This is a genomic window from Pseudonocardia wallangbongensis, from assembly GCF_054486945.1.
On the sequence record NZ_JBRERS010000009.1, the window covers coordinates 193,923 to 217,072 of the forward strand.

The 23,150-nt window shown below is 70.7% G+C and carries 26 protein-coding genes, 1 tRNA gene and 1 pseudogene; 18 read left to right on the forward strand and 10 right to left on the reverse strand.

Going from position 1 to position 23,150, the window contains the following annotated elements:
- Positions 1-10: 10 nt before the first annotated feature.
- The 4 genes from ACU436_RS29140 to ACU436_RS29155 form a co-directional block, all read right to left on the reverse strand.
- Entirely contained in the window at positions 11-1,612 is a 1,602-nt protein-coding gene (locus ACU436_RS29140; protein ID WP_459030175.1) for an alkaline phosphatase D family protein, read from the reverse strand.
- A 69-nt stretch (positions 1,613-1,681) separates the two neighbouring features.
- Positions 1,682-2,572 (reverse strand): helix-turn-helix domain-containing protein, encoded by an 891-nt coding sequence (locus ACU436_RS29145; protein ID WP_459030176.1) that lies wholly within the window; start codon positions 2,570-2,572, stop codon positions 1,682-1,684.
- Between the two features lie 33 nt (positions 2,573-2,605).
- Complete coding sequence (locus ACU436_RS29150) at positions 2,606-3,481, reverse strand: SAM-dependent methyltransferase (protein WP_459030177.1); 876 nt, start codon at positions 3,479-3,481, stop codon at positions 2,606-2,608.
- Positions 3,482-3,579: 98 nt separating this feature from the next.
- On the reverse strand, positions 3,580-4,524 hold the full coding sequence (locus ACU436_RS29155; RefSeq protein ID WP_459030178.1) for an ROK family protein: 945 nt from the start codon (positions 4,522-4,524) through the stop codon (positions 3,580-3,582).
- 114 nt (positions 4,525-4,638) lie between these two features.
- Here ACU436_RS29155 and ACU436_RS29160 point away from each other — a divergent pair, with 114 nt between their 5' ends.
- Together ACU436_RS29160 and ACU436_RS29165 are read left to right on the forward strand one after the other, a co-directional pair.
- Entirely contained in the window at positions 4,639-5,616 is a 978-nt protein-coding gene (locus ACU436_RS29160; protein WP_459030179.1) for a DoxX family membrane protein, read from the forward strand.
- Positions 5,617-5,663: 47 nt separating this feature from the next.
- A tRNA-Ile gene (locus ACU436_RS29165) sits at positions 5,664-5,738 on the forward strand.
- A 139-nt stretch (positions 5,739-5,877) separates the two neighbouring features.
- Here the strand turns inward: ACU436_RS29165 and ACU436_RS29170 are convergent.
- The gene (locus ACU436_RS29170) at positions 5,878-6,069 is read right to left on the reverse strand and encodes a helix-turn-helix domain-containing protein (RefSeq protein ID WP_459030180.1); all 192 of its coding nucleotides are present in this window, start codon (positions 6,067-6,069) and stop codon (positions 5,878-5,880) included.
- A 113-nt stretch (positions 6,070-6,182) separates the two neighbouring features.
- On the opposite strand from ACU436_RS29170, the gene ACU436_RS29175 reads away from it, so the two are divergent.
- Both ACU436_RS29175 and ACU436_RS29180 read left to right on the forward strand, forming a co-directional pair.
- A complete protein-coding gene (locus tag ACU436_RS29175) occupies positions 6,183-6,380 on the forward strand; it encodes a hypothetical protein (RefSeq protein WP_459030181.1) in 198 nt (65 codons plus the stop codon).
- A gap of 588 nt (positions 6,381-6,968) precedes the next feature.
- Entirely contained in the window at positions 6,969-7,106 is a 138-nt protein-coding gene (locus tag ACU436_RS29180) for a hypothetical protein (RefSeq protein ID WP_459030182.1), read from the forward strand.
- On the opposite strand, the gene ACU436_RS29185 is transcribed toward ACU436_RS29180, so the two are convergent.
- Together ACU436_RS29185 and ACU436_RS29190 are read right to left on the reverse strand one after the other, a co-directional pair.
- On the reverse strand, positions 7,103-7,336 hold the full coding sequence (locus ACU436_RS29185; protein ID WP_459030183.1) for a hypothetical protein: 234 nt from the start codon (positions 7,334-7,336) through the stop codon (positions 7,103-7,105). The genes ACU436_RS29180 and ACU436_RS29185 overlap by 4 nt on opposite strands.
- A 937-nt stretch (positions 7,337-8,273) precedes the next feature.
- On the reverse strand, positions 8,274-9,173 hold the full coding sequence (locus ACU436_RS29190) for a LysR family transcriptional regulator (RefSeq protein ID WP_459030184.1): 900 nt from the start codon (positions 9,171-9,173) through the stop codon (positions 8,274-8,276).
- A gap of 237 nt (positions 9,174-9,410) precedes the next feature.
- On the opposite strand from ACU436_RS29190, the gene ACU436_RS29195 reads away from it, so the two are divergent.
- From ACU436_RS29195 to ACU436_RS29215, 5 genes are all read left to right on the forward strand, one after another.
- Entirely contained in the window at positions 9,411-10,040 is a 630-nt protein-coding gene (locus ACU436_RS29195) for an NADPH-dependent F420 reductase (RefSeq protein WP_459030185.1), read from the forward strand.
- A 29-nt stretch (positions 10,041-10,069) separates the two neighbouring features.
- A complete protein-coding gene (locus ACU436_RS29200) occupies positions 10,070-11,005 on the forward strand; it encodes an SDR family oxidoreductase (protein WP_459030186.1) in 936 nt (311 codons plus the stop codon).
- A gap of 58 nt (positions 11,006-11,063) precedes the next feature.
- The gene (locus ACU436_RS29205; protein WP_459030188.1) at positions 11,064-11,798 is read left to right on the forward strand and encodes an SDR family NAD(P)-dependent oxidoreductase; all 735 of its coding nucleotides are present in this window, start codon (positions 11,064-11,066) and stop codon (positions 11,796-11,798) included.
- A gap of 36 nt (positions 11,799-11,834) precedes the next feature.
- Entirely contained in the window at positions 11,835-12,458 is a 624-nt protein-coding gene (locus tag ACU436_RS29210) for an NADPH-dependent F420 reductase (RefSeq protein ID WP_459030189.1), read from the forward strand.
- A gap of 98 nt (positions 12,459-12,556) precedes the next feature.
- Entirely contained in the window at positions 12,557-13,123 is a 567-nt protein-coding gene (locus ACU436_RS29215; protein WP_459030190.1) for a GNAT family N-acetyltransferase, read from the forward strand.
- 284 nt (positions 13,124-13,407) lie between these two features.
- Here ACU436_RS29215 and ACU436_RS29220 read toward each other — a convergent pair whose 3' ends face one another.
- Positions 13,408-14,229, reverse strand: coding sequence for a TrmH family RNA methyltransferase (locus ACU436_RS29220; RefSeq protein ID WP_459030191.1), 822 nt, complete (start codon positions 14,227-14,229; stop codon positions 13,408-13,410).
- A 596-nt stretch (positions 14,230-14,825) separates the two neighbouring features.
- Between ACU436_RS29220 and ACU436_RS29225 the strand changes: the two genes are divergently transcribed.
- The 5 genes from ACU436_RS29225 to ACU436_RS29245 all read left to right on the forward strand — a co-directional run bounded on the left by ACU436_RS29225 (position 14,826) and on the right by ACU436_RS29245 (position 19,440).
- Positions 14,826-15,797: an excalibur calcium-binding domain-containing protein gene (locus tag ACU436_RS29225; RefSeq protein WP_459030192.1), complete on the forward strand. Its 972-nt coding sequence runs from the start codon at positions 14,826-14,828 to the stop codon at positions 15,795-15,797.
- Positions 15,794-16,393: a sortase domain-containing protein gene (locus tag ACU436_RS29230; RefSeq protein ID WP_459030193.1), complete on the forward strand. Its 600-nt coding sequence runs from the start codon at positions 15,794-15,796 to the stop codon at positions 16,391-16,393. The genes ACU436_RS29225 and ACU436_RS29230 overlap by 4 nt, the downstream gene beginning before the upstream one ends.
- 63 nt (positions 16,394-16,456) lie before the next feature.
- On the forward strand, positions 16,457-17,221 hold the full coding sequence (gene map, locus ACU436_RS29235) for a type I methionyl aminopeptidase (protein WP_459030194.1): 765 nt from the start codon (positions 16,457-16,459) through the stop codon (positions 17,219-17,221).
- Between the two features lie 198 nt (positions 17,222-17,419).
- Positions 17,420-18,490, forward strand: a complete 1,071-nt coding sequence (locus tag ACU436_RS29240; RefSeq protein ID WP_459030195.1) for an alpha/beta hydrolase — start codon at positions 17,420-17,422, stop codon at positions 18,488-18,490.
- A 50-nt stretch (positions 18,491-18,540) separates the two neighbouring features.
- Positions 18,541-19,440 carry an aminoglycoside phosphotransferase family protein gene (locus tag ACU436_RS29245; protein WP_459030196.1) on the forward strand — a complete coding sequence of 300 codons (900 nt, stop codon included), beginning with the start codon at positions 18,541-18,543 and terminating at the stop codon, positions 19,438-19,440.
- 7 nt (positions 19,441-19,447) lie between these two features.
- Here ACU436_RS29245 and ACU436_RS29250 read toward each other — a convergent pair whose 3' ends face one another.
- On the reverse strand, positions 19,448-20,116 hold the full coding sequence (locus tag ACU436_RS29250) for an AAA family ATPase (protein ID WP_459030197.1): 669 nt from the start codon (positions 20,114-20,116) through the stop codon (positions 19,448-19,450).
- Between the two features lie 153 nt (positions 20,117-20,269).
- A complete protein-coding gene (locus ACU436_RS29255) occupies positions 20,270-20,941 on the reverse strand; it encodes a GNAT family N-acetyltransferase (RefSeq protein ID WP_459030198.1) in 672 nt (223 codons plus the stop codon).
- A gap of 94 nt (positions 20,942-21,035) precedes the next feature.
- On the opposite strand from ACU436_RS29255, the pseudogene ACU436_RS29260 reads away from it, so the two are divergent.
- The 4 genes and pseudogenes from ACU436_RS29260 to ACU436_RS29275 all read left to right on the forward strand — a co-directional run.
- Positions 21,036-21,608, forward strand: a pseudogene (locus ACU436_RS29260) (SDR family NAD(P)-dependent oxidoreductase); the annotation flags it as partial.
- A gap of 115 nt (positions 21,609-21,723) precedes the next feature.
- Entirely contained in the window at positions 21,724-21,858 is a 135-nt protein-coding gene (locus tag ACU436_RS29265) for an SDR family oxidoreductase (protein WP_459030199.1), read from the forward strand.
- Between the two features lie 4 nt (positions 21,859-21,862).
- The gene (locus ACU436_RS29270) at positions 21,863-22,330 is read left to right on the forward strand and encodes a P-loop NTPase family protein (RefSeq protein ID WP_459030200.1); all 468 of its coding nucleotides are present in this window, start codon (positions 21,863-21,865) and stop codon (positions 22,328-22,330) included.
- A gap of 80 nt (positions 22,331-22,410) precedes the next feature.
- Positions 22,411-23,148 (forward strand): SDR family oxidoreductase, encoded by a 738-nt coding sequence (locus ACU436_RS29275; protein WP_459030201.1) that lies wholly within the window; start codon positions 22,411-22,413, stop codon positions 23,146-23,148.
- The last annotated feature ends 2 nt before the right edge of the window (positions 23,149-23,150 follow it).

Genomic DNA, 23,150 nt, shown 5'->3' on the forward strand with positions numbered 1-23,150 from the left:
GGAATCCCCTTCATCTCGTGAGATCGAGGCGGGCGCGCTCCACGAGCGACGCCGACGAGCGCGGCTGCTCGAAGATCGCTTCTGCGCGGCGCCCGTTCAGCTCGAGCGTGGCGATCGTGTTGCCGAAGAGCGGCCCGAGCAGGCGCCGCCACGACAGCGGTTTGGGCGGGGCGCCCGCACGGAGCGCCCATCGTTCGGTCAGCCGGCGAGCCGCGCGGGACCACGCGAGCCGGAACCCCGGCCGTACGAACCAGTCGATCTTGTTGTGCACGGGGGAGCAGGTGAGCTGGTGGACGGGCGCTCCCGGCAGGTCGGCCCGCGCGGCGTAGCTGTGGTGCACGTCGCCGGACAACACGCTGACGGTGGCGACGCCGCTACCGGCCGCGTCGCCGATCATCGCCGTCAGCCGGTCGAACGAGGCGCGGAACGCCGACCAGTGCTCCAGATCGGCCGCCCGGCGGACGTTCTCGGCGAGCCGGCCCCGCCGGCCGGGCCGGGCCGCGGCGATCTCGTTGACCGTCTCGAGGTCGCCGATCGCGTGCGGCAGCAGCCACGGCACCGACGTCGCGATCAGGAGGTGGTCGACCTCGCCCGGGGCCGCGGCCTGGTGTTCGAGCCAGGAGAACTCGGACTCGCCCAGCATGAGGTGCTGCCCGCCCTCGAGGATCCGGCCGTTCCGCGAGTCGATCATCAGCAGCCGGCTCCGCCCGATGTCCCAGCGGAAGCTGAACCGCACGCCCTTCTCACCGTCGGTCTCGGCGTCCGCCCGGTCGGCGAGCTCGACCAGCAGCGGCCACGTGTCGCCGCCCTGCTCCATGACCTTGCGGTAGTCGGCGTTCGACGCGAGGTCGTCCGGGGCCAGGTTCCCGATGTGCTGGTACACCCAGTAGGACGCGAGCGCGGCGCGGATCCGCTCCCGCCACCACGACTTCTCCTGCATCTCCGCACGCCAGCTGGCGGAGGTGTTCCAGTCGTCGCGCACGTCGTGGTCGTCGAAGATCATCGCCGTGGCCACGGTGGACAGCAGCCACCGGATCTCCGGGTCGGCCCACGAGTCGCCGTAGAGCCCCACGTACTCGTCGTAGCCGACGATCTCGTCGTCCGGCCAGTCCGGGTGCCGGTCGGACCGCGCCGCGATCCGGCGGCGGTTCCGGGGCGTCAGCTCGTCGGCGTACACCTGGTCGCCGAGCAGCAGGAGCGTGTCGGGCCACTCCTCCTGCGGCAGGCCGGCCATGCGCGCCGCGTAGGCGTCGAGCGCGTCGACGCCGAGCTCCGCCGAGAGCTTCGGGTCGACGACCTTGGCGTACCGGCACGACCCGAAGACGACCCGCTGCCGCGCCCCGGCGCCCCCGCGCGTGTGGATGACGCTCGCCGGGAACGGGCTCGTGGCGGGCGGCCACACCCGATCGCCGTCCACCTCCACCTCGTAGGCCACCCGAGCGCCCGGCTCGAGCCCCGAGACCGGCACGAGCGCGTAGTGGTGCCCCGCCACCTCGAACGTCCGCGTGCTGCATCCGAGCACCGACACGGTGGCCGCCCGCTCGGTCTGGACCCACACGGACGCCGTCGTCTCACCGACATGGCGCAGGACGGGCCCGAGGACGAGGGACACAGGACCACCCTAGTGAGTGATCCCGGCGCGCCGCCGCCCGTCCCGACGGCCCCGCTCTCCGGCCCTCCGTCACAGTGCGTCGCGTACGGATGCGATCAGTTCGGTGGATCGGGCGGGGGTCAGGGCGCCGGCGACCAGCCGGTTGATGATCTTGTGGTAGACCTCGACGTCGACGCCCCTGTTCAGGTAGAGGGCGCTGCTGACCTGCTCGAGGTAGACGATGTCGGGCAGATCGGCCTCGGCGAAGCGCAGCAGGGTGAACGGGCCGCCGACCGCCGCGGCGTCGCTGCGCTCGAAGGGTACGACCTGCACCGTGATGTTCTGCCGCTTGCCGGCCGCGAGGATGTGGTCGAGCTGGTCGCGCATGACCGTCCGACCGCTCAGGTTCCGGCGCAACACCGCTTCATCGATCACCACCCAGTAGTCGGGAGGGTTCGACCCGTAGAGCAACTGCTGGCGCTGCATCCGCAGCTCGACGCGCTGCGCGATCTCATCGACCCGGACGGCCTGACCCAGCTCGATCACGGCGCTCGCGTACGCCTCGGTCTGCAGCAGGCCCGGTACGTACTGGACCTCGTAGTTGCGGATGATCGTCGCTGCCTGCTCCAGCCCGACGTAGGTCGAGAACCAGTCCGGCATGGTGTCGTTGTAGGTGTGCCACCAGCCCGGCTCGTTGGCCTGCTCGGCCAGGTTCAGCACCGCGTCCTGGGCCGGTCCCTCGGCGAGCCCGTACAGGGCGAGGAGGTCGGCGACGTCTCGTCGCTTGAACCCGACCCGGCCCGCCTCGATCCGGCTCATCTTGGCTTCGGAGCCGCGGATGGCGTAGGCGGCGGCCTCGCGGGTGATGCCGCTCGCTTCGCGTAGCCGGCGAAGCTGTGCGCCGACCAGGATGCGCAGGACCGTGGGACCGCCCCGAGCGTCAGCCGCCTCGAGCGGGTGGTCGTCCTTGGCATCGGCCATGGTCACCCCCACGAATGCCGTGGATCTCGCGCATCAGGCTTTGCGGGCGAGGGCGCCGTGGGAGTACGTGGGCGCGACCGCGCCCGCTTCGGGGCCGTCGGGTCGCCACTGCGAGATGGGGACGAAGCCCGGCTCGAGCAACTCCAGGCCTTCGTAGAACCGACTGATCTGTTCGGGACTGCGCTGGATGTAGTGGACGGCCCCGGTCCGGTTGTATTCCTCCATCGCCGCCAATGCGGTGGGGTCGGTGGAGGCGCTGTCCCAGTGGACCAGGTAACTACCCGGCGGGATGGCGTCCACAATTCGGGCCACGATCGAGCGCGCGGTGTCGAAGTCGCGTGCGTGGCCGAGCACCCCCATGAACATGACCGCCATCGGCTCGTCGAAGTTCAGCACCTTGCGGGCTTCCGCGATGATCAGCTCAGGGTTGTGGTAGTCGGCATCGACGTACTCCGCAACGCCCTCCGGCGTGGTGTGGGTGAGCAGCGCGCGGGCATGCGCGAGCACGAGCGGGTCGTTGTCGACGTAGACGACCCGGGACTCCGGCGCGATGCTCTGGGCGACCTCGTGGGTGTTCTGCATGGTGGGCAGGCCGGTGCCCACGTCGAGGAACTGCCGGATACCCAACTCGCCGGCGAGGTGACCGACGACCCGGATCAAGAACTGGCGGGATTGCTTGGCCTCGTTGACGACTCCCGGGTCCTTGGCGATCCAGGCGTCGCCGGCTTCCCGGTCCACGGCGTAGTTGTCCTTGCCGCCCAGCCAATAGTTCCAGATCCGCGCCGAGTGCGGAACGCTCGCGTCGATCCCGGTGCTGGCGTCAGTCGACTCATCGCTCACGGGTCCATCCTTCCGTGAAGCGCCGTTCGTCTCCACCCCGGGGCCCGAGATTTCGCCGGAGAACGCCATCCCGCCGAGCTGTATGGCGTTGGCCTGCGGAGGTGGTATTCGTTGTGGTCGGCGCCGATGCCTCGAACTCGAACGGTCGCGCGGTCGGGCCCGGGTGCTCAGGCGTGGTCGAGCGCGAGGAGCGCGGCGCCGATCTTCCCGGCGTCACCGCCGAACGTCGCCGGGAGCACGGGAGCGACCCCGCGGGCCGTGGGGGCGTAGGCGTACTCGCGGGCCGCCGCACGGGCGGGCCCGAGCAGCAGCTCGCCGGTCTCGACCAGCCCGCCCCCGACGACCACGGCGTCGACCTCGAAGATGTTCGCCAGGGACGCGATGCCGACCCCGAGCCAGCGGCCGAGCCGGGCGAAGAGCGCCTTCGCGATCTCGTCGCCCTCCTGCACGGCCTTCAGGACCGTGTGCCCCGTGACCTCGCCGTCCTGGGCACCGAGGCGGGCGATCAGCCCGCCCGGGTCGTCGTCGGCCGCGTCGCGCGCCATCCGCGTCAGCGCCGTGCCCGACGCGAAGGCCTCGAAGCAGCCGTGGTTGCCGCAGCCGCAGCGCGGGCCGTCCGGGTTGAGGATGATGTGGCCCAGCTCGGCGCCGAGGCCGGTGGGCCCGCGGTAGATCTTCCCGTCCATCACGAGGCCGCCGCCGATGCCGGTGCCGACCGTCACCAGCACCATGTTCGGGTACGGCTCCCCGAGCCGGGCCTCGGCGAGAGCGGCCACGTTCGCGTCGTTGTCGACGGTGACCGGCAGGTTGGTGACCTTCTCCAGCTGCTCGCGCACGGGCCAGTCGCGGTAGGAGTTGTTCGGCGCCCAGAGCATCTTGCCCGCGGGCCATTCGACGATCCCGGCGGCGCCGACCCCGATCGTGACGACGTCGTGCTCCGCCCGGAGCCGCTCGATCAGCGAGATCAGCACGGCGGTGACCGACTCGGCGTCGGACTCCTCCGGGGTCGGTTCCACGAGCTCCGCCACCACCGTGCCCCGCTCGTCGACGACCGCGCCCGCGATCTTGGTGCCGCCGATGTCGAGCCCGATGGCCAGCCTGGGGGTCGTCACCCCCGAATGATGTCACCATCGATTGATCGATACAGCGGACGGTCGATCCGGCGTTTGGATGCGGCCTTTCGCGGGGATGCGCTCGACATGCTCCTTCGACGAGTCGCCCGACCCATGCTCGCCGCCCTGTTCATCCAGGGCGGCATCAACGCCCTCCGAGCCCCGGAGGCGCACGCGCAGGCCGCGAAGCCGGTTCTCGACGCGATGGCCCCGGCGGTCGACAAGGCCGTCGAGGTCGCCCCGGTCGACCGGGGCCCCGATCCGGTGACGCTGATCAGGATCGATGCCGGCGTGAAGATCGTCGCCGGGACGATGCTCGCGTTCGGTACGTTCCCCCGCCTCGCCGCCACGGCGCTCGCGGCCACGCTGGTCCCGACCACCCTGGCCGGCCACCGGTTCTGGGAGGAGACCGACCCGCAGCGCAAGCAGGAGCAGCAGATCCACTTCCTGAAGAACGTCGGCATGTTCGGCGGCCTCCTGATCGCCGCCGCCGACACCGAGGGCAAGCCGTCCCTGGGCTGGCGCGGCCGCCGCGCGGCGAAGCGCGCCGCGACGCAGGCCGGGGCGCTGACGGGCGCGGCGGCCGACGTCACCGGGCGCGTCACCGGCGCCGCGCACGACGCGGGCGGCAAGCTGTCCGGTTCCGCGCACCAGGCCGGCGGCACGGTGGCCGGCGTCGCCGCCGGGCTGGCCGGGCTCGCCCCCGCCGCGGGCGCGGCCGTCTCCTCCCGCGCGTCGCGGACCGGCTCGGAGCTGACGTCCCGGGCGGACGACATCGCGTCCGACCTGTCACGTCGCGCGGCCAAGGCCCGCCGGCGGGCGGAGAAGCGTGGCGCCAAGCTGCAGAAGGCCGCCGAGAAGCGCGGCGCCCACCTGCAGAAGACAGCCGAGAAGCGCCGCGCGCAGCTGCAGAAGCGCGCCGCGAAGCGGACCGCCGACCTGCAGAAGCGCCTCGACAAGGGCCCCGGCGTGGCGAGCAAGGTCGGCCACGACGTCGCCGCCCGCGCCTCCGCCGTGGGCACCGAGGTCGCCCACCAGGCCGGCGGGCTGGCCAAGGACGTGCGCAAGCGCGCCCACGCCCTCACCCACTGACGACAGAGGTCATCGCGGTCGGAGGAGTTCGGTAACCTCGCTGGGCCGGGGCGGTAGCTCAGCTGGTTAGAGCAGCGGACTCATAACCCGTCAGGTCGTGGGTTCAAATCCCACCCGCCCCACTCAAACCCGCTGGTAGCGGGCCTGCGAAGCGATCTTCAGGGATCAGGTAGCGGGTCCGCGTACCGGTCGCGTACCGGTGGATCGGCCGCTGGAGGATCGTCGGTCTCGCGGCCCCTGGCGCCGGGCGTCGTCCCGTGTCTACGCGTCGCGCTCCCGCATGTCCCGAATCTGGCGCCGGAGGTCTTCCAGGCTCCAGCGGAGGTGTCCGGTCGGGAGCGTGAGCGTTGGCTTCACGAGTCCGTCCCGTGCGTAGCGGGCGAGCGTCCCCCGGGAGATGCCCAGGTGCTCCGCCGCCTGCGCGGTGGTTAGCAGCTTCTCCGGGCGGTCCACTCCCCGACGGTATGTGCACCAACCAGCTCGAACAGCCCTTGCGGCACGTTCGGTACAACATGACGATCTAGACGTATTAGATCAGTTGTCCGTTTCGGAGTAGCGTCCCGCCCGTGGCGGAGACCTGGACGGCGTTCGTGGCGGAGTTGGCGACGCGGTGGGACGTGATCGAGCGGCTGATGGCGGACCACCGCCCGAACGCCGCCGGGCTTTGCGTCGAGTGCACGACGCCGGGCCGGGGGACGCCGCGGGAGTCTTGGCCGTGCGCGATGTGGACGCTCGCCCACGCGGCTCGCACCGCCCGCCTGTGATCCGCTGGCTCCGGCGCTTCTTCCGGCGCGGACGCCATCGTGCCCGCCGGAGACGGCAGGGCGGCTCGTGGCCGTGGCGCTGACGCAACGCCCAGGGCGGCTACCGCGATAACGCGGCATGGATGAGGTCTGCGACCGCTGTGAGCAGCCGATCGAGCGCCACAAGGGGACCGGTACCGGCTGGCGCCACAAGCAGCGCGCGGAGGAGTGGTGCGAAGCGAAGCCGCCGAAGCCAGCAGACGTGCGAGAGCCCCGGTCACCGTCCGAGTAGGCGGGCCGGGGCTCTCGTGGCCGTAGCGAGCAGATCAGCCCGCGCTACGGCGTGTCCCGACACGGACGAGTGACGCGCGGCTACTGTGGGCTCCAGCGCCACCGAGCAGTTCGGCGGCGTCGTGGTCGAGAGCGTGCGGCACAGTCCAAGACGCCCCATCGCCAAGTAATCCCGGACGAACCGCACACACCCAGCCCGTCGACCAGGCACGACCTCCCACCCAACGAATGCCCAGTTCCGACGGCGCGCGCTTCTTGGCGGCGACACGACGTCGGTCTACTTGGCGTCCGCTCGGGTGCCGGAGAGGTCCGTGTTCAATGATCGACTTCCGCTTCACCGCCAAGAACCTGGACTGGCGCGTTGTCGCCGTGGTGGCGGGCTTCCTGCTCGCTGTTGTTCTGGTGCTGTCGGGGCAGGTTGAGGCCGTCCCCGGGCTGATCGCCGAACTCATCTAGCCCGCGTTACGGCGCCGGAACGGCACGACGTTGCTGGGCTCCGCCCCCCGATCGGGGGTGGGGTCCGGCGCGGTCGGGCGGGCAAGCGGGACGGCCTTGCCGCCTTCGGTCTCGTCGATGTAGTCCGCGTAGATCGTCAGCGTCGTCACGTAGCTCTCGTGCCCGAGCCACTTCGACACCTGCATGTAGTGCGCCCCGGCGGAGAGGGACAGCACGGCGAACGTGCGCACTTTCTGCAGGTATTGCCGATGTCATCAGGTCGACACGAATCTGACCTCGCGCTCGGACATCCGGTGGACTCCGCGGGGTGCGTGCCGGTCACTCGTGGGCATGAGGGTGCGTGACGGTTTGAAGGACGTGGCGAGAACTCGCCATACGGTTGCGACGCGCACGCCGGCCTGGCAGTTTTTCGCCGCGACCGCGACGGCGTCCGATCCGGCGCGCGATCCGTCTCGACTTTTTCGGAGCAAGAAGAGGTGTGCGAGAGATGATCCAACGAATTGTATCGGTAACGGCCTTGTTCGGGCTGATGTTCTGGGCCGGACTTATGCTCGACGGCACGGCGGAAGCGAAGGCCTACGACAATTGCTTTGCGCAGCAGGTATGGTACGGCGCCCTGGCCTATTGTCACGAGCTCGCCCCCCGCGGGGTAGTGCGGGCGGAGGTGAAGTGTGGCCCCGACGCTCATTGGGTGTACGGACCGTGGACCGCTGAGGGAAAGTTTGCGGTTGCCGATTGCCGCCCGCAGGAAGTCGTTTATGGGTCCGGGCGATTCCGGACGTCCATCCAGTAACCGACCGCTCGCCAACGCTGGCTGCGCTCGACTTTTGAGCTGAGCCGGCGTTTGCGGCGCTCGCCAGCTTGCCGTCCAATCGCATGTCCGGGTCCTTGCCGTTGGCCTGACGTCTCAGCGGTCGGCAGGTGTGGTGTCGGGCCGGGTCGCCCACCAGACCGGGCCGGTCATCAGGACCGGCGCCACGACGCGGACTGGAGTCAGCTGTGGGGGTACCCCGCGACCTCGCATCCGTTGCGGTTCGCGGACCTGGCCGACGGCGGCGGGAAGCGTCGGGACCAGCAGGGTGAGCGCTGACCACCGCGCCAGGATCCGGCCCCTGGGGAAGAAGAACCCGAGCCCGCCGATGGTCTGGAAGGCCCCGATGGCCGCTCTCAGCGGTCCTCCAGAAGAACCGCACCCGATTCGTAGTTCCCACATTCCGCCGTGATCTCGGCCGTTGCCTGGGCCGCGGCGACGAAGTCGTCGACCACCGGCGAGGTGCGCGACTCCGCCACCGCGAGGCACACCTGTTCGGGCGCCAGATCCGGGATGGGTACGTAGCTGATGTCGGGACGTGAGTAGAACAGGGTCTCCGAACGCCCCACGAACGAGATGCCCCGGCCGGCCGCGACGTGTTCGAGCTTCTCCTCCACCCCGCGCACCCGGAGCCCGGAGTCGGGGTGCGGGCGCCTGGTGGGCTGCGTGCTCGGGTCGGCATGCCAGACCAGCGGCTCACCGGCCAGGTCGGCCTCGGTGACCTCCTCCTTGCCGGCCAACCGGTGATCAGCGGGCAGCACCACCATGAGTGGCTCGGTGTACAGCGGGCTCACGCGCAGGCCGGTCTCGTCGATGGGCAGCCGCACATAGCCGACGTCGACGCGGCCGTCGAGCAGCATCAGGGCCTGGTCGTCCCACTCCATCCGCTGCACGTCCACGACCACGTCCGGATGCCGAGCCTCGAACGCCCGTGCCGCCGGGATGACCGGGATGCCGGCCCGGAAGCCGACCACCAGCCGCCGGCTGCCGCGGGCGGCCACGGACACCCGGCGCCGGACCGCGTGCGCCGAGGCGAGCAGCGGACCGGCGTCGGCCAGCAGCTGCCGGCCCGCGTCGGTCAGCGCCACGCCGTGGCGATCCCGGGTGAACAGCGAGGCGCCGAGATCATGCTCCAGTGCGCGGATCTGGCGGCTGAGCGCCGGCTGCGCGATGTGCAGCTCATCGGCGGCGCGGCCGAAGTGCAACCGGTCGGCCACGGCGACGAAGTAGCGCAGCTTGCGCAGGTCCAGATCCATGGCACCTCCCGGCCCGGTGATGCCTGCAGGGTATCACCACGACTGGAAGAAGTCTTGGACAGCCGCTCGAGCCAATGGCATCGTCAATGGGGTCAGAGCGAATTCGGCATCGGGACTCGACAGCAAGCCCAGAGCCAGAATGAGCGCATCGCGAATCGAGCCATGTCTATCGCGCGCAACCGTTAACAAGGACGGGTTGGCGTGGTGTTCTGTCCGGCTCCGGAAAGCAGGCACTCCATGAGCGGCATCAGCGTTATCGGCCTGGGGAACATGGCCGGCGCCCTGGCCGCCCGGGCGCGCAGCGGCGGCAACGCCGTCGAGATCATCGGCCGCGACCCGGCCAAGGCCGAGGAACTGGCCGCCGCGCTCGGCGCGACTGCCGGGACGGCCGGCGCCGCCCCGGCCGGGGACATCGTCATCCTCGCCGTGCCGTACGCCAGCGCGGCGGCGGTGGTGAGCGAGTACGGGGACGCACTGAACGGCAAGGTCGTCATCGACATCACCAACCCGATTTCCCCCGATTTCAAGGGCTTTGTCACCCCCGACGGCAGTTCCGGGGCGCAGGAGATCGCCAAGGCCGCCCCCGCCGGCGCGTACGTCGTCAAGGCGTTCAACACCCTGTTCTCCCACGTTCTGGCGGCCGGCCCAGGCGAGGGTCGCCCATTGGACGTGTTCATCGCCGGTGACGACGCGCAGGCAAAGGCACGTGTGTCGGCGTTCATCGAGAGCCTGGGACTGCGCCCGATGGACACCGGGCCGCTGCCAATGGCGCGGACACTTGAGAACGTCGCCCTGTTGCAGCTGGGCCTCGTCGCCCATTCCGTCAAGCACGCCAACTTCTTCCTCCGCGTCAGCATTCTCGGCTGAGCGCACCCCACCCTCGCAAGGACAGTCGCATGCGCGTTTTCGTCACCGGCGGGACCGGCCATTCCGGTTCGTACATCATCCCCGAACTCGTCGCCGCGGGACATGAGGTCACCGGCCTGGCCCGGTCGGACACGGCTGCGGCGGCGGTGTCCGCGCTCGGCGCGAAGGTACGTCGCGGCGACCTCGAGGATCTCGACGGGCTCCGGGAGGCGGCCGCGGACTCCGACGGCGTCATCCACGTCGCACACCGGCAGGACCTGCTTCCCTCCGGCGGGATCGACGCCGTGGCCGCCGCGGAGCTCCCGATCATGCTCGCGTACGGCGAGGCACTGGCGGGAACCGGAAAGCCGCTGGTCGCGGCGGGGAGCGTCGGCTCGCCTGGGAACCTGGGCCGGCCGGCCACCGAGGAGGACCCGGCCCTTCGTGGCGGTGATGAGTACAAGGGCACCCTGCGGGTTCGGAACGTCGTGGAGACCGCCGTGGTCGGTCTCGCCGAGCGGGGAGTGCGGTCTTCGGTCGTGCGGATCGCCAACATCGCGCACAGCACGACCGATCGTGCCGGCTTCCTCGTGCAGCTGATCGCGCTCGCGAAGGAGAAGGGTTTCGTCGGCTACCCCGGAGCCGGCGCGAACCTGTGGACCGCCGTGCACGTCCGCGATGTCGCCTCCTTGTTCCGCTTGGCGCTGGAGAAGGGGCCGGCCGGCAGATACTGGCACGCGGTCGGGGACGGGACCATCCCGTTCCGGGAGATCGCCGAGGCCATTGGCAGCCGTCTGGGCCTACCCGCCGTGAGCGTTCCCGCGGACGTACTCATGGTGCCGGGATACTTCGGGTTCCTCGCGAACATCGTCACGCAGAACTACCCGGCGTCCAACGTCGTCACCCGCCGGACCCTCGGCTGGGAACCCGCTCAGCCCGGTCTGCTCGCCGATCTGGACAACGGCCACTACTTCTCGGCCGGCTGACGGCGAGGACCCGAACCGCGTAGAAACTTGAAATACTCATCAACTCAACGGAGTGATCATGGGAAAGCTCGATGGCAAGGTAGCGGTGATCACCGGCGGATCCACCGGCATGGCACTGGCCGGCGCCAAACTGTTCGTCGAGGAAGGCGCGCACGTCTTCATCCAGGCGCGGCGGCAGGAAGCATTGGACGACGCCGTCAAGCTGATCGGCCGCAACGTCACCGCCGTCCAGGGTGACGCGGCCGAACTGGACGACCTGGACCGCTTGTACGACACCGTCAAGCGGGACGTGGGCTCGATCGACGTGCTGTGGGCCAGCGCCGGGATGGGCGAACCCGCCGTCCTCGGCGAGATCACCGAGGAGCAGTTCCACCGCGCCTTCTGGCTCAACGCGCGCGGCACCCTGTTCACCGTGCAGAAGGCACTGCCGCTGATCAACGACAACGGCTCGATCTTCATGACCGGATCCAACGCCTCCCTCGGCGCCTTCCCCGGCTGGAGCCTCTACGCGGGAAGCAAGGCCGTCCAGCAGGCCTGGGCCCGCGTCTGGCTCAACGAACTGCGCGACCGCAATATCCGGGTCAACGTCCTGACCCCCGGCCAGGTCGCCACCGCCAAACAGGAAGAACTGTTCGACGAGGCAACCAAGGCCGCATTCGAGTCCCTCATTCCGCGCGGAAAGATGGGTCGCTCCGACGAGATCGCCAAGGTCGCCCTGTTCCTCGCCTCCGACGATTCCAGCTACGTCAACGGCCTGGAACTGGTCACCGACGGCGGCACCACCGCCATCTGAACCGCGCCACCCCGAGAACAGGAAGAGAGCACCCTCATGAGCAGCATCACCCTCATCGGTACGGGAAACATGGCCCGTACCATCGGCACGCTCGCGGTGGCGGGCGGCAACACCGTCGAGGTCGTGGGACGCGATCGGTCCAAGGCAGATGACCTGGCCAAGGCTCTGGGCGGCGGCGCGACGACGGGCGGATGGGGCGCCGTCCCGGCCGGGGACATCGTCATCACGGCCCTGTTGTACGACGGTGTCGTTCCGGTGGTCGCCGAGTACGGAGACGCCCTCGCGGGCAAGGTCGTCGTCGACATCAGCAACCCCTTCAACGCCACGTTCGACGGACTGGCCCACAGCGAGGAGACCTCGATCGCTCAGGAGGTCGCCAAGGTGGCCCCGGCCGGCGCCAGCGTGGTGAAGGCATTCAACACCATCTTCCGCAATGTCCTGGAGAAGGGCCGGCCCAACGTCTTCATCGCCGGCGACGATGCGCAGGCCAAGGCGGTCGTGGCGGCATTCATCGAGAGCCTCGGGCTCCGCTCGCTGGACGTCGGCGGCCTGAAAATGGCGCACTGGCTGGAAGGAATGGGCGTGGTCACGATGGGCCTCGCCGGCAACGGGGTCGGCCACTGGGACTTCGCCCTCGGCGTCGACGAATTCACCGGCTGAGCCCACTGGGGCAGTGCATGGCCGTTGTCCACCGGGCCGCGAGGGCTGCATCGAAACTCGCCGGACCGCCCGGCCGCACGTCACTACCGTGCGTCGATATGGCTGAGGTCGACCCAACGCCGGTCCGCCGTCGCGCCGCGCGCGCCGGCGACGCCGAGCAGATTGCCACGTTGCACGCGGCGAGCTGGCGGAGGCACTACCGGGGCGCCTACGCGGACTCCTTCCTCGACGGGGACATCCTCGCCGATCGGCGGGCGGTCTGGTCAGCGCGGCTGGCCGAACCGGCCGGCAGCATCACCGTGCTGGCCGAGGACGCAGGCGGCCTTGCCGGCTTCGTCCACGTCATCCTCGACGACGACGCCGAATGGGGAAGCCTCGTCGACAACGTGCACGTCGCTCATCTCCACCAACGGACCGGCATCGGCACTGCCCTCCTCGCCGATGCGGCCCAGGGCATCCGCGAGCGCGCCACCAACCCGGCCACCTATCTGTGGGTGCTCAAGCAGAACGCCGCCGCGCAGCAGTTCTACCGGGCCCGAGGCGGCGCCTGCGTGGAGGAAGCGCCCGTCGCGCCGCCCGGTGGGGTGGCATCCCGCCTCAACGGCGCCCCGGCCAAGCTCCGCATCGCCTGGCCGGATGCGTCCGTTCTCGCTCTCCAGCGCTGAGCGCGCGGCGACGGCTCGCGGCCACCTGTTCCTCGCCCGAGAAGCGCTCTCACGTGGACCGGCGCGTCATACCCATCGCTTCGCCGACCCGATCTGCTCCAGGTCGGTCTCGCTCTCCCGAGGCGAGGGTGAGGTTCGGTGGGACGGCGACCGGCAGGAGACTGCAGCCTGCCGACCGCCGAACGCGATCCTGGTCGATTCCAAGTGGGTGATCATGTCTGCGTCGGAGATTCGAGCCCACCGCTCCACTTCCGTGCTGGTCAGATCTCCGGATTCACTACCGCTCAGTGGTGGGTGAGCTCGCGGCGTTGGCGGGTGGCTTCGTACAGGCCGACCGTGGCGGCGCCGGCGGCGTTGAGCGAGCTGGCCGCCCCGCCGATCGGGATCCGCGCCGTCGTGTCGCAGCCCTGCCGCCAGCCCGCGCTCAAACCCGAGGTCTCGTTGCCGATCACCAGCAGCGTGGGGGCGGTCAGATCCAGCTCGGCGATGTCGCTCGCGCCGTTCTCGTCGGTTCCGACGACCGTCACGGGACGACCGGCCGTGCGCTCCCGTTCCACCCACTCCAGTACATCGCGGTGGGAGCTGACCCGAACCACCGGCACCGCCATCAGAGAGCCGGTGGAGGCGCGTACGGCCTTGGGGTCGTACGGATCGGCGGCATGTCCGGTGATGATGAGCCCGGCACCGCCGAAGGCGTCCACCGAACGCACCATCGTGCCGATGTTGCCCGGCACGGTCGGCCGATCGAAGACCACGCCGAGGAACGCCGGCGTCACCTGGATCCGGGACAGCTCGTCGGGCGGAAGGGCGACCACCGCCACCAGCTCGGGAACGTCCTGTTCCTTGCCGCTCAGTTCGCGGAGCAGCGCGGGAGCCATGGCCACCTGCTCACCGCCGGAGGTCGCCATCATCCTGGCCGCCCACCGGGACGGCGTCCGTTCAGCGTTGTGGATCAGCGCCCGCACCGGCCAGCCGCGCTCCACCGCCAGGCTGATCGGCCGAACCCCCTGCACGAGGAACTCGCCGGCCCGTTGCCGCTTGTTCCGGCTCCGCAGCAGTGCCTCCCACTGCTGGAACCGCGCGTTTGGCCGCGAGATCCGCAGCATGCCCCCACCGAACGTTCCAGTCGTCTAGCACGATCAGGGCGGCCAGTCTCGCACGTCGCGACGGAGGACCACCCAGCAGCGCGACCGCGTCCACACCCGTTCGAGCCCCACGCGCTCCGCGGTTGTCCGCGCCGCAACAGGATCGTTATCCCTCGCCGACCACGGCTGACCGGTGCCGGAGCTCGCGGCCGCCATACGGGCCAAGGCGCAGGACGTCGAACATCTCAGCCGAGTCGTGCAGACGTACCACGACCCGGACAGCCCGACGACACTCGCGCCGAGCGGGCATCGCAGGGTCGGTAACGGCGCGGTGCTCGCCATCGACATGGCCGACGTAATCCACGCCCTCGAGCGCGCCGAGGGCGATTCGAGCTCCCCCGATGGGCGCGTCACCACGCTGCCGTTCTCGGCCTCTGACTGGAGGTTCCTGCCGAACCGCGGGTCCCAGCCGCGACAGCTGGGCCCCGGATTCGCGACGGCCTGCGTGATGCCCACACCCCTGGCGGACAGCCGGATCCGCTCGGCAGGAATGTGCCGTGGAGCAACGGCTCCGCCATGCACGGGTCGCTGCCGGCCAACTACTCAGGAGAGGCACGTTGAAGAGGACTACCGCCGTGGCCGCCGCCACGTTCATCTCGCTCGCCATGGCGACGACGCCCGCGTGGGCGAGCGACCCGACCGGAGGGCCGCACCGGCCCGCGTGCGACGTCGAGGAGACGGGCCCCCCGCCCCCGCCGATCGGCACGACGGCAGCAACGTCTCCGCCGGCGATCGACACGGCGCCCCCGGTCACGACGGTCCCGCCTCCGCCCATCACGCATCCGACCGAGGAGGTTCCGCCGCCCCCGCCCGTGGCGGACGAGCCCACGAAGGCGCCCCGCCCGGCGGAGGTCGAGAAGCCGGAGCCGCCGCGCGCGGTCGAGACCGTCGAGCCGGAGACCGAGGACGACTCGAGAACGGGGTCGGACGGTGACTCACGCGACGAGCTCGACGAGAGCGATGCCGCGGTCGCCCCCGTCGCCTTCGTCGGCGACCTCCGCCGACCCGACTGGTGCGACCAGGATGGCCGCGACCACGACGGCCGCGACCACGACGGCCGTGATCACGACGGCCGTGATCACGACGGGCGCGACCACGACGGGCGCGACCACGACGGGCCCGACTGGCGGCACAACGGCGCGTGGTGGCGTGATCACGATGGCCGCGACGACGATCACGACGGCCGCGACGACGACGGTGACGACTCCGTCAGCTACGAGAACTGCGACGCGGTTCGGGACGCGGACGCCGCCCCGATCTACTGGTGGGAGGACGGGTACGCGTCCCACCTCGACAGCGATGACGACGGCATCGGCTGCGAGTGGGGCGGCAACGGCAGCGACGACGACGACAACGGCGACGACAACGGCGACAGCGGTGACGGCGACGGCGACGACTCGTCGAGCGACTCCGACGGCGACTCGTCGGGCAGCAGTGACAACACCGTCTCGGTGAGCGACTACGGCTACAGCAGCTCCATCTCGCTGCCGGTCGGCGGTGTCGCCACCGGCGTCGGTCCCGCGAAGTGAGGTTCCTCGTCGGGCTCGGGGCACTCGCCGTCCTTCTGGTCGGCGGGTGCTCCGCCCCTGCCCCCGAAGAGCCCGCCGGGCCGCAGGCGCCGCCGGTGCCGGTTGTGGCCGACCCGGTGTCGGTGTCGATCCCGAAGCTCGCCGCCGAGTCCGAGCTGATGCGGCTGGGCCGGGATGCCGAGGGCGCGCTGCAGGTGCCGCCGGTCGAGCACCCGGAGGTGGCGGGTTGGTTCGCCGGCGACGACCTCGACGAGGACGGTGACGAGACGAAGCCGGGGCAGCGCGGCTCGGCCGTCATCGCCGCCCACGTGGACGGGCTCAGCCCGAGCGGTGAGAGCGGCTACCCCGGCTTGTTCGCCCACCTCGGCACCCTCGTGCCGGGCGACGCGGTGCTCGTCGAGCAGCAGGGCGGTACGACCTTGCGGTTCGTCGTCGAGTCGGTGGAGTCGTTCTCGAAGGCTGCGTTCCCCGGGCAGCGGGTCTACCTCGCCGACGACGGGATCCGGTTGAACCTGGTCACCTGCGGTGGCGCGTTCGACGAGGCGTCAGGGCACTACGTCGACAACATCGTGGCGTTCACGAAGCTCGCGCCGTAGCGGGACGATCACGGCGACGGCCCCGATCCCGCGCACTGGTATAACAATACCGGAGGTGCAGTGATGATCGAGATCAAGACCGCCGCGGAGATCGCCGAGATGCGCGAGGCCGGGCGGCTCGTCGCAACGATCCTGGACGAGTTGCGGACCATGGTGCGGGTCGGGGTGAACCTGCTCGACATCGAGCACCGTGCCCGCGAGCTCATCGCCGCCGGGGGTGGGGTCTCCTGCTACTGGGACTACGCTCCGGCGTTCGGCAACGGCCCGTTCCGCAACGTGATCTGCCTGTCGCTCAACGACGCGGTCCTGCACGGCTTGCCGCACGATGCCACCCTGCGCGACGGCGACCTGTTGACCTTGGACCTGGCCGTGTCCCTGAACGGCTGGGTCGGTGACAGCGCCATCAGCGTGATCGCGGGAACACCCCGCGACGAGGACCGTCGCCTGGTCCGCGCCACCGAGGAAGCGCTCGGCGCCGGGATCGCGGCGGCGCAACCCGGCAACCGGGTCGGCGACATCTCCCACGCGATCGCCGAGGTCGCCCGCGGCTACGGGTACGAGCCCAACGACGAGTTCGGCGGCCACGGCGTCGGGCGGACCATGCACGAGAGCCTGTCGATCCCCAACAAGGGACGACCGGGACGCGGGTACCCGCTCCGTCCGGGCCTGACCTTCGCCGTCGAGCCATGGCTGGCCGCGGGAACGAGCCGCATCGTCTTCGACCGGGACGGGTGGACCATCCGCTCGGCCGACGGGTCACGCACCGCCCACAGCGAGCACACGATCGCGATCACCGACACCGGGCCACTGGTGCTCACCGCCTCGTGAGCGTCGGGTCGCCGTGGGGGACAGGCCCCGGATCTCGCAGACCTCGAGGCCCGAGACGTCGCCGGTGTCCGGGCTCGAACGCGCCTCGGTCGTGAGCCGACCGGTAACCCTTTCCGCCCCCCGGATCCTCGCTTGACGCCGGATACCGCGGCGCCTGACGATCATGATGTCGGGCACGGGGGACGTGGAGGTGTTCGCATGGCTCGGATTCGGTCCCACCCCGGATCGGCGGTGGCCATATCCGTGGTTCTCCTCGCGCTTTCCGCGTGCGGGAGTGGGGCGTCGCAGGCCCAACCGGACCCGCCGGCCGCGGGCAGGTGGGAGCGCGTCAAGGTGCACGGCACGTCGCTCGAGGGCAACCTCATGGGCGAGACCGCCGACCCGGACGTATCGGTCTACCTGCCGCCGAGCTATGACACCGCTACCGACCGCCGGTACCCGGTGGTCTACGTACTGCACGGCTACACCGGGACGGACCTGTCCTACTTCGGTCCCGACAGCCGCGGGTTGGACCAGATCGCCGACCGGGTCTTCGGCAACGGCAGCGCGCAGGAGATGATCCTCGTGATGCCCAACTGCATGAACCGCTACGGCGGCTGCATGTACTCGAACTCGGTGACGGCCGGCGACTGGGAAGGCTACGTCGCCGACGATCTCGTCGGCTACGTGGACCAGAACTTCCGCACGCTCGCGACGCGCGAGAGCCGCGGGCTCGCGGGCCATTCGATGGGCGGCTACGGGACGATCCGGATCGGCATGAAGCGCCCCGACGTGTTCAACGCGCTCTACGCGCTCAGTTCCTGCTGCCTGAACGAAGGGACCATCCGCCCGCCGGCCGGCGGTGTGACGCCCCTGGCGGAGTCGATCACGAGCCCGGAGGAGGCGCAGGGTGACCGGGCCGTGATGGGCACGCTGGCCCGTGCCGCCGCGTGGGCCCCGAACCCGAAGAGCCCGCCGTTCTTCTTCGACCTGCCCACGAACAACGGTGAGGTGCAGCCGGACATCGCCGAGAAGTGGGCCGCGAACTCGCCGGTCGCCATGCTCGACCAGTACGTCGGGAACCTCGAGGAGTACAAGGCGATCGCGCTCGACATCGGGCTGCAGGACAGCCTGCTCGCCGGCAACCAGGTCTTCGTCGACGGCCTCACCAGGTTCGACGTCCCGCACACCTTCGAGACGTACGAGGGCGACCACACCAGCGGGATCCCGCAGCGCCTCGAGGAGAAGGTGCTGCCGTTCTTCTCCAAGCAACTGGCGTTCGGCCCGTAGCCGCACTGTTCGCGGTCGGATCGCGGGAGTTTCGGGGTACAACGAACCGGATGACGCTCGACGTTCCCGATGAAGTCCGAAGCAGGGCGCTTGCCGACGGTCACGCGGCATGGCTCGACGGTCTCCCGTCGGTCCTGGACTCCTTGGCCCAGGACTGGTCGCTGACGATCGGCGCGACGATGCGCGGGGGACACGCTGCCTTGGTCGTCGAAGCCACGCTCGCCGACGGGACCCCGTCGGTCCTCAAGGTCGGGGTTCCCGGATGTCGACGCCGGCTCGGCTTCGAAGCGACCGTGCTCGATCTCGCGGCGGGGAGGAGTTGCGCACGCCTGATCCGCCGCGACCTCGCCCGGGACGCACTTCTGCTCGAACGGCTCGGGCCGGCGATGTACGACGTGATTCCGGACCGTCGCTCGCAACACGACATGTTGTGCGACATCGCTGCACGACTCTGGCGCCCGCTCGGCGACGACATCGACCTGCCGACCGGCGCCGACCTGGCACATCGGATGCAGCACCTGATACCGCGGCTCTGGGAGGAGCTGGAACGACCATGCTCGGCAGCGGCGATCGACGACGCCGTCCAGTGCGCCGATCGCCGCGAGCGCGCTCACCACCGTCGAACGTCGGTGCTCGTGCACGGCGACGTTCATGAAGCGAACGCACTCCAGGCGGAAGGTGGCGCCTTCAAGCTGGTAGATCCCGACGGCCTGAGGGCGGAACCCGCATGTGATCTCGGGACCATCGTCCGTTGCACCCCCGACACCGGCGACGACCTGCGGGTGAGAACGGAACGTCTCGCAGCTCGAACCGGCGTCGACGCCACCGCGATATGGGAGTGGGGAACCGTCCATCGCGTGATCGGCGGGCTGAACAGCGTGAGAATCGGCTTCCAGCCCTTCGGCAACCTCCTCCTTGCCGAGGCGGATCGCCTCACGCGGGCGGGGTGAGGTGCCGTCATCGCCGCAAGCTGGGGTCCCGACCTCCGGCGAAGATCATCGTCGCTACCCGGTCGCGCAGTTCGTCCTCGCTCATCGCCGTATCGACCGCGATGGAAGGCATTCCGAGGCGCCTGGTCTCGGCGGCGAGGCGATCGGTGAACATCCGGTCCCGCTCCAGCAGGTTGTGCTGCGCCCGTTCCGGATCGCTCGTCCCTCCCGGGATGTCCCACGCCGTCCCGCGGCTGTTGAGGGCGGCCCACCGGAACCGAGGCGTCGGCAGCAGCCACACGGCGGGCGGCGGATCGCCGAGCAGCGGTTCGACCAGGTGAGGTAGGAGCCGGAAGCCCTCGGCGACCACGCCGGACTCCCGCGACAATCGCAGCAGGTCCTCCACGATCAGGTCGAAGCCCTCACCGCGGTACCAGTGGAAGGTGTCGAGCATCGTCTCCGCAGATCGGTCCAGCCACCGCTCGTCCATGCTCATGTCCATGAAGCGGTGCAGTTCCGGGGCGTCCTCGGGCGCGCTCCGCCGGGCGTGGTCGCGCATGACGTCGTCCGTCGCGTAGACGGTCAGGCCGTGGTCCGCGGCGAGCCGCCGGGCGATGGTCGACTTCCCCGCGCCGCTGCCGCCGCCGATCCAGCAGACGTTCCGAAGCCGGGCCCGCAGGGTGGCCATGGATCTCATGAGGTCATCATCGGCTCCGATGGAGCTGAGCCGATCCGAACTCCGGGAGATCACCGGCTACGCCGTGGCGTGCGGACCAGGGTGCTGCGCGACATCGCGCGGGCGGTGCATCGGGCGGCGCAGGAGCGGGAGCTGATGCGTCGGCTGGACGCGTCACCCCGGTGATCGGTCCCAGTCCTCCCGCAGCAGCACGCACACCGTGAACGGCGCGTCGTCCTGCTCTCCCCGGACGCCTTCGACCATCCCGCGGCTGCGGATCTCACCGGCGTACCGCATGCCGATGCGCTCCATCACGGCGTGCGAACGGACGTTGTGGCGGACCGTGCACGACACCACGGCCTCCACCCCGAGGACGTCGAATGCGAACGCCAGCCCGGCGCGGCCGATCTCGGCCGCGTAGCCGCGCCCCCAGAACTCGCTCCGCAGCGCCCAGCCGATCTCGACCCAGTTCGCGTGCGCGACGAAAGGGCGGACGGTGCCGTGCGCCGCCCGCACCCAGGGCTCGGCGGGGAGGAATGCGTGGATCTGGCCCCAGTCGTCGTCCACCGGGGTGCGCGACAGGCCACCGCGACCGACGACCTCACCGCTCCCGCGGTCGTACGCGATCCACTTGTGGACGTCGTGGAGGCGCCACGAGTCGCCCATGAACCGCGCCCACCGCTGCGCCTGTTCGAGGCTCGGCTTCTCGCCGTCGTACCAGGGCCACACCTCGTCGTCGTCGTGCACGAGCCACAGGTCGGGAGCATTGCCGAGGCAGCCGGGTTCGAGCCGCAGGCGCTTCGTGAGCCGGGAGCCGAGGGCGTCGGCCGCGGGCGGGGCATCCACGCGGCTCACCCTGCCGGCCCGGCGACGGTGCGGCATCCGGATTCGCGCGGGTCATGGAGTCGGTCACCGTCGTGGACACGAGGGGCGGGGGCACATGACCGGACGGCTCGAGGGCAAGGTCGCACTGATCACCGGGGCGGCCCGTGGGCAGGGGCGCAGCCACGCGCTGCGGCTCGCCGGCGAGGGCGCGGACGTGATCGCGCTGGACATCTGCCGCCAGATCGACACGGTCGCCTACCCGCTCGCGACCGCCGCGGACATGGCGGAGACCGTCGCCGGGGTCGAGGCGCTGGATCGGCGGATCGTCAGCGCCGAGGTGGACGTGCGGGACGCGGAGGCGACGGCCGCGGCCGTCGCCGACGGGGCGGCGGAGCTGGGCGGGGTCGACATCGTGCTCGCCAACGCCGGCGTCGGCATGATCGGTCCCGACGTCGCCCCGGCCACCGCGTTCCGCGAGGTGCTCGACGTGAACCTGGTCGGTGTCTGGAACACCGTGCACGCCGCGGCGCCGATCATGATCGAGCGGGGCCGGGGCGGCTCGATCGTGCTGACCGGGTCGACGATGGCGTTGATCGGGCGCGGCGGAAGCGGGGACCCGGGATCGGACGGCTACGTGGCGAGCAAGCACGCCATCGTCGGCCTGACGCGGACCTGGGCGAACTGGCTCGCCAAGCACAACATCCGGGTGAACTCGGTCCACCCGACCGGCGTGAGCACGCCGATGATCCTCGGGCGATGCGCTCCAGGAGGTGCTGTCGTCGCTGCCGGCCGACGGCCCGGACATGTCCAACCTGCTCGACGTGCCGTTGATCGAGGCGTGGGACGTCAGCGCCGCCGTCGTCTGGTTGGTCTCCGACGAGGCCCGGTACATCACCGGCGTGGCGCTGCCGGTGGACGCCGGCATGACGGTTGAGTAGACGCGTGGATCGCGTGGTCGTCGTCGGCCGTGGCGGGGCCGGGAAGTCGGTGATCTCGCGCCGCATCGGCGAGCTCATCGGTGCTCCGGTGATCGAGCTCGACGCCCTGTTCTGGCGAGAGCCGGGCCTGCGGCCCCTCGCGCGCGAGGAGTGGGTCCGCGTTCAGGACGAGCTGGTCCGGCAGCGGTCCAGGTGGGTCGCCGACGGTGATCTCGGCCCGTACGACGTGCTGTCGGTCCGGCTCCGGGCCGCGGACGCCGTCGTCATGCTCGACTTCTCGCTCCTCCGCTGCGTCTGGCGTGCGCTGCGCCGCTCGCGGGAGGGCGCCGACTTCTGGAGCTGGGTGGTGACGTACCGGCGCCGCTGGAAGCCGCGGGTCCTCGCCGAGGTGGCCGCCCATGCGCCGCGGGCCGAGCTGCACGTCCTGCGCAACCCGCGGGAGGCCGCGGCGTTGCTCCGCGCCCTGGAGTGACGCGCGCCACGCCGCGACGGGTTTCGGGTGCGGGGCCGGTCTGGATGCGGGACCGATCCGACCACCTCCTGGAGTGTCCGATGTCCGTTCCGTTCCAGACCGCCGTCGTCACCGGTGCGAGCCGCGGCTTCGGGCGTGCGATCGCCGCCGCCCTCGTCGCCGCGGGTACCGGCGTCGTCGGCATCGCCCGCGACGAGCGGGCGCTGCGCACCGTGCGCGACGAGCTCGGCGCCGGCTTCGCGTTCGTCGCCGCCGACGCCACCGACGAGGCGCTCGCGCAGGACGTGATCCGCGAGCACCGACCCGGCCTGCTCGTCCTCAACGCCGGGGCCGCGCCGCACATGGCGCCCGTGCAGGAGCAGACCTGGGAGACGTTCAGCCGCAACTGGCACGCCGACACCCGGCACGCCTTCGCCTGGACCAGGGCCGCGCTGCGGGTGCCGCTGGCGCCGGGGAGCGTGGTCGTCGGGATGTCGAGCGGGGCGGCGCTGGGCGGCTCCCCGCTCAGCGGCGGGTACGCCAGCGCCAAGGCCGCCATCCGGTACATCCGCGGGTACGCGGCCGAGGAGTCGGAGCGGGCCGGGTCGGGCATCCGGTTCGTCTCCCTGCTCCCGCAGCTCACCCCGACCGGCATCGGCTCGGTCGGGGTGACGGGCTACGCCGCGCGCCAGGGCGTAGACCGCGACGCCTTCATCGAGGGCATGCAGCCGATCCTCACACCGGAGCAGGTCGCCGAGGCCGTCCTCGAGGTCGCCGGTGATCCGGCGAGCGCACCGGAGTGCGTGGTGAGTGGTGCTGGACTGCGACCCGTTGGCTGAGC